This is a genomic window from Actinoplanes sp. M2I2 (genome assembly GCF_023544445.1).
Taxonomy (GTDB): Bacteria; Actinomycetota; Actinomycetes; order Mycobacteriales; family Micromonosporaceae; genus Actinoplanes.
The window spans coordinates 357814-371255 of record NZ_JALPVJ010000008.1; the positions used below are offsets into that span (position 1 = coordinate 357814).

A 13442-nucleotide genomic window follows, 5' to 3' on the forward strand; every position below is an offset into this window, starting at 1 on the left:
GATATGGGGCGGCACCCCGGTTCACCAAGAGAAGTGGGGTATCCCACCACTTATGGAGGAGCCGGTGGCACTGGCCAAGCCGAAGCGGGCCGACGCGCGGCGCAACTACGACCAGATCGTCGCGGCGGCCGAGGCCGAGATCGACCGGCACGGGGCCGACGCCTCCCTGGAGGAGATCGCCCGCCGGGCCGGGGTGGGCTCAGCCACGCTGCACCGGCATTTCCCCACGCGGCAGGCCCTGCTGGAGGCCGTGTTCCACGATCGCGTCGAGGTGCTGTGCGCGCAGGCGGACGAGCTCGCCAAGCGTCCCGATGCGGGCGCCGCGCTGGTCGACTGGCTGCGGGCCGTCGCGGTCTACGGCGCGACCACCCGGGGCCTGGCCCGCTCGTTGCTCGACGGCGGGCGCGACCCGGCGCCGCCGGTCGACAGCACCTGCGAGGCGATGCTCGTGGGCGCCGGGGGCGAGCTGCTGCGACTGGCCCACGACGCCGCCGCGGTGCGCCCCGAGGTGTCCATCGTCGACCTGCTCACCCTGGTCAACGCCGTCTCGCTGGCCACCGAGGGAAGCACCGACGCGGCGGCCGAGGCCACCCGCCTGGTCGATCTGGCCCTCGAAGGGGTGCGCCCGCGGGGCTGACCCGTCAGAGGGTGGCCGTGGCCAGGAGCATGGTGGCGATCTCGCGCGCCACGAGCGCGGCCCGGGAGTCCTTGTCCATGCGACCGCCGACGGACGCGCCGTCGTACAGCACGACGAGCTGGTCGGCCAGGGCGGCCGGGTCCCGGGCGCCGGCGTCGCGGGCCAGCTCGAAGAAGAGGCCGCGCGTCCAGGCCCGGTTCGCGGCCGAGACTTCCTCGATCGGCCCGCCCGCGGTGGACTCGGCGCTGGCGTTGTAGAAGGCGCAGCCCCGGAAGCCTGGCGTGCCGGCCAGCTCGGCCAGCACGTCGAACACGCCGAGCAGGCGGTCGCGCGGGTCGTCGTAGCGCTCGAGGGCGGCCAGCAGGCGCGTGCGGCGTAGCTCGTGCCGGCCCTCGAGATAGGCCCGGACCAGCTCGTCCTTGCTGCCGAAGGTGCTGTAGAGCGAAGTCAGACAGACCTGTCTGTTTACTTGCTCACCGGAGGCCCGATGACCACCGTTGCCGACGCGCCGCCGTCCCTCCGCAGCCGGCGGCTCTCCCGTCCGGTCGCCTTCGCCGCGATCACGGCCATCTTCGTGATGTTCTCCGCGGCCTCCGCGGCGCCGTCCCCGCTCTACGTCGTCTATCAGCACCTGTGGAACTTCTCCGCCACCACGCTCACCGCGGTCTTCGCCGTCTATGTGGTCGGTCTGATCGGTTCGCTGCTGATCCTGGGCGCGCTTTCCGACCACATCGGCCGCCGGCCCGTGCTGGCCGCCGCGATCGCGCTCGAAGCCGTCTCGCTCGTGTTGTTCCTGACCGCCGGGGACGTCGGCGTGCTGCTCACCGCGCGGCTGCTCCAGGGCGTCGCGACCGGCGCCGCGATGACCACGCTGGGCGCGGCCCTGGTCGACCTCAACCCGCCGCACGCGCCCGGCCGGGCCGGCCTGATCAACGGTCTGGCTCCGGTCGCCGGGCTGGCGGTCGGCGCGCTCGGCACCGGCGTCCTGGTCCAGTACGCCCCCTCGCCCACCCACTTCGTCTGGGCGCTGCTCCTGGCCGGCATGGCCCTGGCCGCCGTCGTCGTCGCCCGCATCCCCGAGACGTCGGCCCTCCGCCCGGGAGCGGCCGCGTCGCTCGCACCCCGGCTCGGTGTGCCCGCCCGGCTTCGCGGCGACCTGCTCGCGCTCACCCCGATCATCGTGGCCAGCTGGGCGATCGGCGGCCTCTACCTGTCCCTCGGCCCGTCGGTCGCGGCCGGCGTCTTCGGCCTCAGCAGCCACCTCGTCGGTGGCCTGGTCGTGACCCTGCTCTGCGGCACCGGCGCGGTCAGCTCGTTCCTGCTGCGCAACGTCGCGACCAAGCGGGTCCTGCTCGTCGCCGGCAGCCTGCTCACCGCGGGCGCCGTGCTCAGCGTGACGGGCCTCGAACTGGGCAGCGCCGTTCTGGCCGCGGCCGGCACCGTGATCTCCGGCGTCGGGTTCGGCGCCTCGTCGCTGGCCTCGTTCGGCACGCTCGCCGTGCTGGCCGCCCCGCACGAGCGTGGTGAGCTGTTCGCGGTGGCGCTGGTCATCGCCTACGTCGCCTTCAGCGTTCCGGCCGTGATCGCCGGCGTCGCGGCCACGTCGGCCGGCCTGCACGACACCGCCCTGGTCTACGGCGTGGTGGTGGCCCTGCTGGGCGGAGCCGCCCTGGTCGCGCAGCGCCTGCGCCGGCGGGCCGTCGCCTGAACCTTTCGTGGCGCCCCGGCGTGGACTACCCCGATCGGGCGGTCCACGCCCCACCATAGTGGGGCGAATTGGACACGAGAGGCTGGTATGAGACGACTTCTGGCGGCGGCCACCACGATCGCCCTGACGGTGATCGCGGCCCCGGCGAGCGACGCGCGGGCGGCGGGCGAACGAACCGGGCCGGCCCTCGAGGTGGCGCCGACGATCACGTGGAGCCCCTGCACCGAGTCGGCCCTGCGCCTGCGCAAGGCCGAATGCGGGTTCCTGTCCGTACCCCTCGACCACGCCGCCCCGGACGGCGAGAAGATCCAGATCGCGGTGTCCCGGATCCGGCACACCGTTCCCGAGGGCAAGTATCAGGGCGTCGTGCTGGTGAACCCGGGTGGGCCGGGCGGCAAGGGCCGGGGGCTCTCGGTCATGGGCTCCCTGGTGCCCAAGAGGGCCGGGGCGGCGTACGACTGGGTCGGCTTCGACCCGCGGGGCGTCGGCGCCAGCAAGCCGTCGCTGAGCTGCGATGCCGGCTACACGGGATACAACCGTCCGGCGTACGTGCCGGTCACGACGAAGATCGAGCAGGCCTGGCTCCGGCGCGCCGAGGCTTATGCCCAGGCCTGTGGCAAGGCCGGCGGCAAGCTGCTCGAGCACCTCAAGACCCTCGACACGGTCCGCGACATGGACCTGCTGCGGCAGGCGTTGAACGCCCGCCAGATCACCTACTACGGGTTCTCCTACGGCACCTATCTCGGGCAGGTCTACGCCACCCGCTATCCCGAGCGTGTCCGCCGCATGGTGCTCGACGGCAACGTCAACCCGGCGCGCGTCTGGTACGACTCGAACCTCGACCAGGACATCGCGTTCGACCGGAACATCAAGATCTACTTCCGCTGGATCGCCGAGAACCACCGCGCGTACCGCCTCGGCCGGACCGCCCGCGAGGTGGAGAAGCGCTTCTACGCCGAGCAGAAGAAGCTGGCCAAGAAGCCGGCCGGACGTGTGATCGGCCCGTCCGAGCTCACCGACATCTTCCTGCAGGCCGGCTACTACACCTTCGGCTGGGCCGACATCGCGCGCGCGTTCAGTGACTGGGTGCGCGAGGGCGACGCGGCCGGGCTCAAGCAGCTGTACGACACCAACAACCCCCAGGGCAAGGCCGCGGACAACAACTACGCGGTCTACCTGGGCGTGCAGTGCACCGACGCGGAGTGGCCGAAGAGCTGGACCAAGTGGACCGCGGACAACTGGGAGGTGCACCGCAAGGCGCCGTTCGAGACCTGGGCCAACGCCTGGTACAACGCGCCCTGCCGGACCTGGCCGGCCCGCAGCGGCATCCCGGTCACCGTCTCGGGTGAGACCGTGCCGCCGGTGTTGCTGATCAGCGAGACGCTCGACGCGGCCACCCCGTTCAGCGGCAGCCTCGAGGTGCGCAAGCGGTTCCCGCGCTCGGTCCTGATCGAGGGCGTCGGCGGCACCACCCACTCGGGCTCGCTCTACGGCAACAAGTGCGTGGACAACACGATCGCCGACTACCTGGCCACCGGCAAGCTCCCGAAGCGGCAGCCGGGCGAGCGTTCCGACAAGCGGTGCCGCCCGATCGAGCCGCCGGCCGCCGTTGCGGCGACCAAGGCCAAGCGGGCGCCGGTGCCCGCCGAACGCCTTGAGGTGCGGAGACTCATCACCGGACGATGAGACGGCGCTCACGGCCCCTGCCCACGGGTGGGGGCCGTTCGCTATAGTTCCCACCGCGAAGGGGAGTAGTTCCCAATGTCGCGGTCGACATACTGACCCTCGATTCGTTCGGGGTCCGGCCGCGCGGCCTTTCCACAAGGCGAGCGAGACCTTCGACTTGGCTGTTCACATGACGGCCGGGTCGAGGCCGCCCTGCGCACCTTCCTCCCGGTCCTGATACCGGGAGAGTTATCTGTGCAAGGCTTCCTCATCGCGACGGCGGTCAGCTTCGCGGTGATCTTCGTCGCCGAGCTGGGCGACAAGTCCCAGCTGATGGCGCTGACCTTCGCCACCCGCTTCAAGACGGTGCCGGTGCTGATCGGCATCACCGTGGCCACGGCGGTCGTCCACGCGGTCTCGGTCGGCATCGGTTACGGCCTCGGCGCGACACTCCCGACCGGCTGGATCTCCCTGGTCGCCGGTGTGGCATTTCTCGCCTTCGGCGCCTGGACCCTGCGCGGCGACAAGCTCACCGACGACGAGAAGACCAAGGCCGAGCGCAGCACCGGCTCGGCGATCCTGGCCGTCGGGGGAGCGTTCTTCCTGGCCGAGCTGGGGGACAAGACCATGCTGGCGACGATCACGCTGGCCACCCAGTACGGCTGGTTCGGCACCTGGCTGGGCTCGACGGTCGGGATGGTCGCCGCCGACGCGCTGGCCATCCTCGTCGGCCGGCTGCTCGGCCGGCACCTGCCCGAGAAGGCCATCAAGTACGGGGCGGCCGCGCTCTTCGCTATCTTCGGCATCTGGCTGCTCGTGGAAGCGATCATCGAGCTGCGTTGAGTTCATCAGCCGTGGGGAGTCGCCGTGCAGCAGTACCGGGCCGAACTGACCGCCGAAGTCGTCTTCGCGACCGGCGGCCGCCTTCAGGCGCAGGGCCTGCGGGTCGACGTGCCGCACCCGGACGTCACCGAGGCCGAGCTCGTCGCGCTGCTGGTCGGCTCGCTGGGGCTGCGCGACGTCGAACGGGTCGAGGTGACCGGCGTCCGGACGTTCGCCGAGCCGGTGATCGCCGGGATCCCGGCCCGGCCCCGCCTGCGGTTCGTCGAGCTCAGCCATGTGATCTCGGACGGCATGACGACGTACCCCGGCATGGCGGCCCCCGTCATCACGGCCCACCAGACCTGGGAGCAGTCGCGCCCGCTCTACGCCGAAGGCACCGAGTTCAGCCTCGACCGCGTCGAGATGCTCGGCCAGACGGGGACGTACCTCGACACGCCCCGCCACCGCTACGCGGGCGGCACCGACCTGGCCGGCCTGCCGCTGGAACGGCTGGCCGACCTGCCCGCCGTCGTGGTGCGGACGGCCGGCAGTGGTCGCCGTGCGGTCACCGAGGACGACCTCGCCCCGCTGACCGTCGCCGGCCACGCCGTGCTGCTGCACACCGGCGGCGACCGCGGCTGGGGCACCCCGGGGTACGCCGTCGACGCGCCCTACCTGACCGGCGAGGCCGCCGCGCTGCTGGTCGAGCGGGGCGCGGCCCTGGTCGGCATCGACTCGGTCAACATCGACGACCCGGTCCCGGGCGGCGAGCGGCCGGCGCACACCGTGCTGCTGGCCGCCGGCATCCCGATCGTCGAGCACCTCACCGGCCTGGGCGAGGTGCCGCCGCACGGCGCGCGCTTCACCGCCGCACCGCCGCGGATCACCGCCTTCGGCACGTTCCCGGTGCGGGCGTACGCCCAGGTGCCGTGGCTCGAGTCGCACGATCACACCCGGTCGGCGGGCTGGCAGCCGGTCCGGCCTTCTTAAGGTCTGTTTCGTAGCCGGGGCGAGGCTGCGGCGAGGCCCAGATCCCGCCTGGCGGCGTCCCGCGAAAGCCCGGTTCCAACACCGGGAGCCGGGCTTCCACGGGCCACCACCAGACGAAATCTGGACCGCGCCTCGCTCCCACCCCAGCTACGAAACAGACCTAGGCGAAAAACTCAATCCCGGCCGGATCCGGCCGAATGGGTCCACGTGACCGCTAACCCCCCGCGGGCCGACCCCGATCAGCAACTCGACGCCGGTGGACCACCGGGCGGTCCGCGTGCCTTCAGCGGCCCGACCGAGCTGGCCGTCGCCCGGGCGGCCACCCTCTTCGAACAGCTGCAGCACGAGCAGGCCGTGGCCACGCTCCAGCCGGTGCTCGCGGCCGACCCGGCCGCGCGCGAGGGCTGGATCCTGCTCGCCCGGCTCCAGCTCGCCCTCGACGTGGCGGCCGACGCCCTCGACGCGGCCGAGCACGCCATCCGGCTCGACCCCGGCGACCCGAGGCCGCTCGCCCTGGCCAGCCGTGCGCTCACCGTGCTGGGCCGGCACGAGGAGGCCGTCACCATGGCCTACCGGGCGGTCATCGCCGAACCGCGCAATGCGCTCTGGCACGACCGGGTCGCCTGGGCGCTGCTCTCGGCCGAGCGGCAGATCGCCGACGCCGAGCAGGCGGCCCGCACGGCGATCGGTCTCGACCCGACCGAGGCGCACTACTACTACACGCACGGCGTGACCCTGGACGCGCTCGGCCACGTCGACCAGGCTCGCCAGGCGATGCTCATCTCGCTCCGGATGGAACCCGAGAACCCGGTCGCCCAGCACCGTCTGGCCATGCTCAACGGCGAGGCCGAACGGCCGGCCGCGACCAGGAAACGCGGATGGCGCCTGTTCGGGCGCGGCTGACCGGCCTCAGGATCGGTGCCGGTAGCGGATGGCCAGCCAGACCAGCCAGCCCAGGCCGATGATGAAACCGAAGCTGATCAGCCGGTAGAGCACTACCGCGGCCACGGCGAGCGAACTCACCAGGCCACCCGCGACCAGCCCGAGCACCAGCGCGGCATCCACCACCCCGAGCCCGCCGGGCACGATCGGCACGCTGGCCGCGGCCATGCCGGCGCAGTACGCGATCACCAGGCTGACCGGGCTGACGTCGCCCGCGCCCACCGCGACGCAGCACAACCACAGGCAGAACGCGTCGAAGAGCCAGTTGAGCAGGGCCAGCACCACGGCCAGGGCGAAGCTGGCCGGGCGCACGCGCACCTCGCGCAGCTGGCCGACGAAGCCGAGCAGCCGGTCGTGGCCGTGCCCGGGCGGGCGCCGGCGCACCCGGTTGACCCCGCCCAGCAGGGCCCGCACCGGACGATCCAGCAGCTGCGGGTGCTCGGCCAGCTGGCGTACGCCGAAGGCGACCACCACGGCGCCGACCGCATAGCCGACCAGCGAGTGCCAGCTCCCGGTGTTGCGGGCCAGCAGGCCGCCGACGGCGCCGATCACCACCAGGGCGCCGGCCGAGAGGACCCCGCTCAGCGCGATGCACCACGAGGCGACCGCCGGCGAGACGCCGAACCGGCGCAGCTGCTGGAAGTTGAACGTCGTCGAGAAGACCGGCCCGCCCGGCAGGGTGGCGCTCAGCGAGTGGGCCGCGTACGCCGTGGCCACGTGCCGCTTCATGCTGACCTTGGTGCCGGCCCCGCGCAGCAGCGCGCGCTGCATGCGGGCGTAGGTGCCCATCGACATCAGTTCGGCGGCGAGCGCGGCGGCCACCCAGTTCCAGCGCGGGGCGCGCAGCTGGGTGAGCGCCCCGGCCAGCGCCGACCAGCCCAGCACCAGCTCGACCCCCAGCACGATCACGACGATGGCGGCCACGGCGGGCCCCCGCCGCCACCACGGCGGCGCCCCGGCCGGGGGCCGGGCGGTCTCCTGCTGCACGGCCATCGAGATCATCGTCGCACCCCGCCCCGGGGACGCGCCGGGCTTCCGCAGGTCCGGGCGGCTTCAGCGGGTGTAGGCCAGCAAGTCGAGATCGCGCACGGAGGCGGGCTCGGTGGCCTGCACCTTCAACAGGTTGCCGGGCGTGAAGAGCGACAGCACCCGCTTGCCGTCCTCGTCCGTGCGCACCAGCAGGTTACCCTCGGCGTCGAAGACCGCGCCGACCACCGTGCCGCGGACCGGCAGGTCCTCCAGCTTGCCGGTGGACGTGTCGACGATCGCGTCGGCCGTGTCGGTGCCGGTCGCGCTCTCGCCCGTGGTCTGCAGCGGCACGGTCACCCGCCGGCCGGTGATGTCGACGCTGGTCGGCTTGCACGCGGCCAGGCCGTCCGGGTTGTCCCTGGTCTGGGTGGCGCCCAGCACCGGCACGCTCGTGCTGCTCGTCGCGTCGCCGGTGGCCAGCTTGAGACCGCAGTACGAGGTGGCGTAGACCAGCGTGCCGCCGTCACCGGACCAGCGGAAGTGCTGCCCCGCGGCCAGCCCGGCGGGCAGGGAGGTGATCGTGCCGGTCTCGACGTCGAGCACCCCGGGCACCTCGGCGTCGATGAGCAGCCGGTCGCCCTGGGGAGACCAGACCGGCGCCTGCTCGGTGGCGACCACCCCCACGGCCAGCTGTTCGGTCTGGCCGCCGGTCTCGCTGATCAGCAGCCGGCCGTCGGCCACGTAGGCGATGCGGTTGCCGTCGGGGGAGATGCCGACCGACGAGGGCGCGTCCGGCAGCACGACCCGGGTGTCACCGTCGGCCGGCGACAGGCGCACGACGTCGGGGTTCGCCTCGCGGTCGGCGTAGAAGACGTGACCGGTCAGGTCGGACAGCACCCGGGACCGCGGCTCGGGGGTGCCGCTCCGGCTCGGAGCCGGCTTGTCACCCTGCGGCGGGCGGACCGGGACGGGCTGCTCCCGCGGTGGCTCGGTGGGCGGGGACGTGGCCGGGGCGGGCGCGGCCGGCGACGAGGCCGGCGAGCTGGACGCCGCGGCGGCGGACGGCGGGCGGGCGGCGGCGGGCGCCTCGGCCGGCTGGTGCTGCGGCAGGCGCCACAGGCCGCTGCCCAGCACCGCGAGCACGAGGACGGCGGCGCCCGTGCCGACCAGGGCCTCGCGCCGGGCTATCCGGCGTGAGCGGTGCACGGCCCGGTCGTACAGGTCGGTGGGTTCGGCGATGTCGGCCAGGTCGCGCAGCGTGGCCCGGAGCCGGTCGTGTTCGGCGCTCATCGGCCGCCCTCCGGCACTTCGGTGAGGACCCGCAGGTCGGGCAGGAGGGTGCGGAGCCGGTCGAGGGCCCGGCCGGTCTGGGTCTTCACCGTGCTGACCGAGACGCCGAGCAGCTGGGCCGCCTCGGCCTCGGTGTGGTCCTCGAAGAACCGCAGCACGATCACGGCCCGCTGCCTGGCGCTCAGCGTCAGCAGCGCGCGGCGCAGCACCAGGCGCTCGACGGCGGCGTCGGCCGGATCGTCGGCGCCCCGGCGACGATCGGGCTGGAAGTCGGCGGGCAGGATCTCGGCCACCCTGGGCCGGCGCCAGACCGACACCTGAGCGTGATACATGACCTTGCGGGCGTACGCCTCCGCGTTCTCCGGCCGGTCCAGCCGCGCCCAGGCCCGGTGGGTCCGCGCGAGCGCCTCCTGCACCAGGTCCTCGGCAAGATGCTGATCCCCGGTCAACAGGTACGCCGAGCGCAACAATGCGGTCGTCCGGGTCCGGACGAAATGCGCATAGTCGGCCTCGCGGGCGTCCATTCGAAGGTGTCCGTTCGAGGTGTCGAGGGAGACGTGAGCGTACCCAGGCGGCTCAAACACCGCGCTGCCGGCCACGTCGCCCCCTCCACCGCCACGATGCCGGGCGATGCCACCCCGTGTGGGCACCGACCAGCGACAACACCGGGCGATGCCTCCCCGTGAGGACACCGACCGGGCGCCTTACAAGACGCCGGAACCTCAGTTGCCGGACGACAACCGTTCGGTCGATTTCGCGGCTCGGCCGAACGGTCAATCGCGGCACCCGCCGCGATTGTCATGCCGCTCACATCGCAGGTGGAGCAGTTTTCGGTAGCGTCGGCAGGGCATCGGTTCGCTCGGCGGCGCGATGGCGCCCTGGAGGGAAGGATCGCCCATGGCACGCCCGCGCATCGTGATCGTCGGGGCCGGCTTCGCCGGTTTCACGGCGGCGCGCACCCTGGCCAGACTCTCCCGTGGCGGCGCCGAGATCGTCGTCGTGAACCCGACCGACCACTTCCTCTATCTGCCGCTGCTGCCCGAGGTGGCGGCCGGGATCCTCGAGCCGCGGCGGGTCACCGTCTCGCTGCAGGCGGCCCTCCCGGGAGTGCGGCAGATCCTCGGCGACGTCGACGGTTTCGATCTGGACGGTCGCACGATCAGCTATCGCGACCCCGAGGGCGGGACCGCCTCGATCGGCTACCACCGTCTGGTGATCGCGGCCGGCAGCGTCAACAAGCTGCTGCCCGTGCCCGGGGTGACGATGTACGCGCACGGCTTCCGCGGCATCCCCGAGGCGCTCTACCTGCGTGACCACATCACGCGCCAGATCGAGCTGGCCGCCACCGCCACGTCCGAGGACGAGCAACGCGCCCGGTGCACCTTCGTCGTGGCCGGCGCGGGCTACACCGGCACCGAGGTGGTGGCCCAGGGCGTGCTCTTCACCGACGCGCTGACGGCCGAGCGGCCCGAACTGCGCGACAAGGTGCGCTGGATCCTGCTCGACACCGCCGGCCGGGTGCTGCCCTCGCTCGACGAGCGGCTGGCCGTCGCGTCCGACGAGGTGCTGCGCTCGCGCGGGGTCGAGGTCCTTCTGCGGACGAGTGTGAAGGAAGCCACCGAGCGCGGCGTGCACCTGTCGACCGGCGACTTCGTGCCCACCCGTTCGCTCATCTGGTGCGTCGGCGTGCGTCCCGACCCGGTGGTCGAGAGCCTGGGCCTGCCGCTGGAGAAGGGGCGGGTCGTGGTCGACGAGTTCCTCAACGTGCCCGGCCACCCCGACGTGTACGCGATCGGCGATGTGGCCGCCGTGCCCGACCTGACCCGCCCGGGCGAGTACACCGGCATGACCGCGCAGCACGCGACCCGTCAGGGCACCGCCGTGGCCAAGAACATCGCGGCCTCGTACGGGCAGGGCCGACGCCGGCCGTACAAGCACTACGACCTCGGCTTCGTCGTCGACCTCGGCGGCCTGGACGCGGCCGCGAACCCGCTCGGCGTGCCGCTCACGGGCCTCCCGGCCAAGGTGGTGACCCGCGGCTATCACCTGCTCTCGATGCCCGGCAACCGCGTCCGGGTGGCTGCCGACTGGCTGCTCGACGCGGTGCTGCCCCGGCAGGGCGTGCAGCTCGGGGTCGTCCGGGGCTCCTCGATCCCGTTGGAGAGCACGTCCGCGTCGAGTTGAGCGGATCAGCCGTTCAGGTGGGTGGTCTCGGGCGGGCAGCCGGAGGTCCCCGGGGCCGGCGAACCGTTCACAAGCCATAATTCAGACATGGCATCGTGGTGGTTCGGCGGGATGGTCGTTGCCGTCTCGGCCGCTGTCGTCGTGGGCACGGGTGCCCCCGCGCCGGCGCGCAGCCGGCCGTCGGAAAAGGCGGGTCCGGTCGCGGTGGCCGACGCGCCGGCCGTGCTGATGGCCAGGTACGCGTTCAACGGGCGGGCCGCCCCGATCGCCGACCTGTCCGGCCGCGGGCACACGCTGCGCGTCATCTCGGGTCATGGCGGCGCCGTACGCCAGGTCGTGCACGGTGAGGGCTCGGCACTGCTCTTCCCGTCCCGGTGCCTGGCCCGGATCTGCCCGCACGTGGCCCTGCAGACCCCATCGACCCCCGACCTCAACCCGGGCACCCGGAACATCTCGTTCGGCGCCGACGTCTATCTGAGCCCCACGCAGACGAGCAAGGGTCAGAACGTCATCCAGAAGGGCTACTCGACCACGGGCAGCCAGTGGAAGCTGCAGATCGACGGCGCCGCCGGGCGGCCCAGCTGCGTGCTCGTCGGCGACAAGCAGCGCCGCATCCGGATGGCCACCAGCTCGGTCACGGTGGCCGACGCCCGCTGGCACCGGATCCGCTGCACCCGGGCCGGCACCGTGCTGGCCGTCTTCGTCGACGAGCGGCTGCGGGGCCGCACCACCCTGCCGCCCGGCCTGTCGGTCACCAACAACCGTCCGATGAGCATCGGGGGCAAGGGCGCCTACGCCGACAACGACCAGTTCAACGGCGCCCTCGACAACGTCTGGGTGCAGGTCGGCTAGCCCAGGGCGGCCAGCATCTCCTTCGCCACCGCGGTGGCGCTCTGCGGGTTCTGCCCGGTAACCAGCCGCCCGTCCCGGACCACCCGCGGCTGCCAGTCAGCGTGGTGCGGCGGCCAGGCCGTCGGACACGGCGGTGAGCAACTCGGCCTGCGGGGTGTCGCCCGACAGTTCCCACACGAACGCGCCGCCCAGAGCCTTGCCGCGGGCGTAGGCCATCTTGGCCTTGATCGTCTCGGGGGTGTCGTACGACCACCATTGCGAGCCGCAGAACGCGTACGCGGTGCCGGCGACGATGCCGGTCGGGGGACAGCGCCGGCTCAGGACGTGATAGTCCTCCAGGCCCTTCTCGTGGCGCCCGGCGGCCGGCCCGCTCGCGTCGCCGCCGGGCTCGGCGGTCGAGACCCCGGTCCAGCCGCGGCCGTAGAAGCCGATGCCCAGCAGCACCTTGCCGCTCGGGACGCCCAGGCGCAGCAGTTCGTCGACGGTGGCCGAGGTGTTCGCGTTCTCGCGGGGGATGCCCGGGTACGCGGTCAGCGGCGAGTGCGGCGCCGTTTTCTGGACCGCCGCCTGGCCGCCCGCGCCGGAGTAGTCGTACGTCATCGCGCTCAGCCAGTTCGCCGAGTCCGCCGCCGTCCGGTAGTCGGCGACGGTCAGCTTGGCCACGTCGGCCGGCACCGCGGCCGTGATCACCGAGTCCGGCCCGAACGCCGAGCGCAGCGAGCCGAGCACCCGGGTCAGCGCGTCCGGTCCGCTCTTGTCGCACGTCAGGCCGCAGGCGTTGGGGTACTCCCAGTCGACGTCGATGCCGTCGAAGACGCCCGACCACCGCGGGTCGGTGAGCAGGTCGTGGCACGACGCGGCGAAGGCGTCCGGGTCGCGGGCCGCCTCGGTGAAGCCCTTCGAGCCGGTCCAGCCGCCGAAGGACCACAGGACCCGCAGGCCGGGGTGCTTCTCCTTGAGTTTGCGGAGCTGCCCGATGTTGCCGCGCAGGGTCGCGCCGGCCTGGTCGGCGACGCCGTCCACACTGCCGGCCGCTGCGATCGGCTTCTCGTAGTCGGCCCAGCGGTCGGCGGCGGCACACCGACCGTTGTTGATCTTGCCGAAGGCGTACAGGAGGTGGGTCAGCCGGCCGGCCGCCCCGCTGGTGTCCAGGTCCTTGACCTGGAAGTCGCGGGCGTAGACGCCCCAGCCGGCGAAGTAGCCCACCACCTTGGCGGCGGGCGCCGGGCCGGGTTCCTCCTCGGTCGTTCCACAGGCGGCGAGGCCGGCGGTCGAGCCCAGCAGGATAAGGATGATCAAGACGAATCGGGCGCGCACCGCTCCGAAGCTAACCGGACGGGGCAACCCGGCCACCCGTGATCACTCGTCCGGGTGTACCGCCGG

The 13442-nt window shown here is 72.8% G+C and carries 13 protein-coding genes; 8 read left to right on the forward strand and 5 right to left on the reverse strand.

Annotated features, from left to right (window positions below; genetic code table 11):
- Window positions 1-64 precede the first annotated feature (64 nt).
- Window positions 65-637: a TetR/AcrR family transcriptional regulator gene (locus HJC40_RS18690; RefSeq protein WP_250002385.1), complete on the forward strand. Its 573-nt coding sequence runs from the start codon at window positions 65-67 to the stop codon at window positions 635-637.
- A 4-nt stretch (window positions 638-641) separates the two neighbouring features.
- Here HJC40_RS18690 and HJC40_RS18695 read toward each other — a convergent pair whose 3' ends face one another.
- On the reverse strand, window positions 642-950 hold the full coding sequence (locus tag HJC40_RS18695) for a hypothetical protein (RefSeq protein WP_250002386.1): 309 nt from the start codon (window positions 948-950) through the stop codon (window positions 642-644).
- Window positions 951-1124: 174 nt separating this feature from the next.
- On the opposite strand from HJC40_RS18695, the gene HJC40_RS18700 reads away from it, so the two are divergent.
- The 5 genes from HJC40_RS18700 (at window position 1125) to HJC40_RS18720 (ending at window position 6725) form a co-directional block, all read left to right on the forward strand.
- Entirely contained in the window at window positions 1125-2345 is a 1221-nt protein-coding gene (locus HJC40_RS18700; RefSeq protein ID WP_250002387.1) for an MFS transporter, read from the forward strand.
- An 87-nt stretch (window positions 2346-2432) separates the two neighbouring features.
- Window positions 2433-4031 carry an alpha/beta hydrolase gene (locus tag HJC40_RS18705; protein ID WP_250002388.1) on the forward strand — a complete coding sequence of 533 codons (1599 nt, stop codon included), beginning with the start codon at window positions 2433-2435 and terminating at the stop codon, window positions 4029-4031.
- A 234-nt stretch (window positions 4032-4265) separates the two neighbouring features.
- Window positions 4266-4853: a TMEM165/GDT1 family protein gene (locus HJC40_RS18710; protein ID WP_250002389.1), complete on the forward strand. Its 588-nt coding sequence runs from the start codon at window positions 4266-4268 to the stop codon at window positions 4851-4853.
- A gap of 24 nt (window positions 4854-4877) precedes the next feature.
- The gene (locus tag HJC40_RS18715; RefSeq protein ID WP_250002390.1) at window positions 4878-5822 is read left to right on the forward strand and encodes a cyclase family protein; all 945 of its coding nucleotides are present in this window, start codon (window positions 4878-4880) and stop codon (window positions 5820-5822) included.
- Window positions 5823-6029: 207 nt separating this feature from the next.
- Window positions 6030-6725 (forward strand): tetratricopeptide repeat protein, encoded by a 696-nt coding sequence (locus tag HJC40_RS18720; RefSeq protein ID WP_250002391.1) that lies wholly within the window; start codon window positions 6030-6032, stop codon window positions 6723-6725.
- A gap of 6 nt (window positions 6726-6731) precedes the next feature.
- Here the strand turns inward: HJC40_RS18720 and HJC40_RS18725 are convergent, their stop codons facing one another.
- From HJC40_RS18725 to HJC40_RS18735, 3 genes are read right to left on the reverse strand one after another with little or no spacing between them, the layout of a single operon-like run.
- Window positions 6732-7766, reverse strand: a complete 1035-nt coding sequence (locus tag HJC40_RS18725; RefSeq protein ID WP_250002392.1) for a YbhN family protein — start codon at window positions 7764-7766, stop codon at window positions 6732-6734.
- A gap of 51 nt (window positions 7767-7817) precedes the next feature.
- Window positions 7818-9023, reverse strand: coding sequence for a hypothetical protein (locus HJC40_RS18730; RefSeq protein ID WP_250002514.1), 1206 nt, complete (start codon window positions 9021-9023; stop codon window positions 7818-7820).
- Entirely contained in the window at window positions 9020-9547 is a 528-nt protein-coding gene (locus tag HJC40_RS18735) for a SigE family RNA polymerase sigma factor (protein ID WP_250002393.1), read from the reverse strand. Before HJC40_RS18735 ends, HJC40_RS18730 begins: the two co-directional genes overlap by 4 nt.
- 373 nt (window positions 9548-9920) lie before the next feature.
- Between HJC40_RS18735 and HJC40_RS18740 the strand changes: the two genes are divergently transcribed.
- A complete protein-coding gene (locus tag HJC40_RS18740; RefSeq protein ID WP_250002394.1) occupies window positions 9921-11207 on the forward strand; it encodes an NAD(P)/FAD-dependent oxidoreductase in 1287 nt (428 codons plus the stop codon).
- Window positions 11208-11294: 87 nt separating this feature from the next.
- Entirely contained in the window at window positions 11295-12059 is a 765-nt protein-coding gene (locus HJC40_RS18745; protein ID WP_250002395.1) for a LamG-like jellyroll fold domain-containing protein, read from the forward strand.
- 96 nt (window positions 12060-12155) lie between these two features.
- Here HJC40_RS18745 and HJC40_RS18750 read toward each other — a convergent pair whose 3' ends face one another.
- Window positions 12156-13376, reverse strand: coding sequence for a glycoside hydrolase family 18 protein (locus HJC40_RS18750; protein WP_250002396.1), 1221 nt, complete (start codon window positions 13374-13376; stop codon window positions 12156-12158).
- Between the last annotated feature and the right edge of the window lie 66 nt (window positions 13377-13442).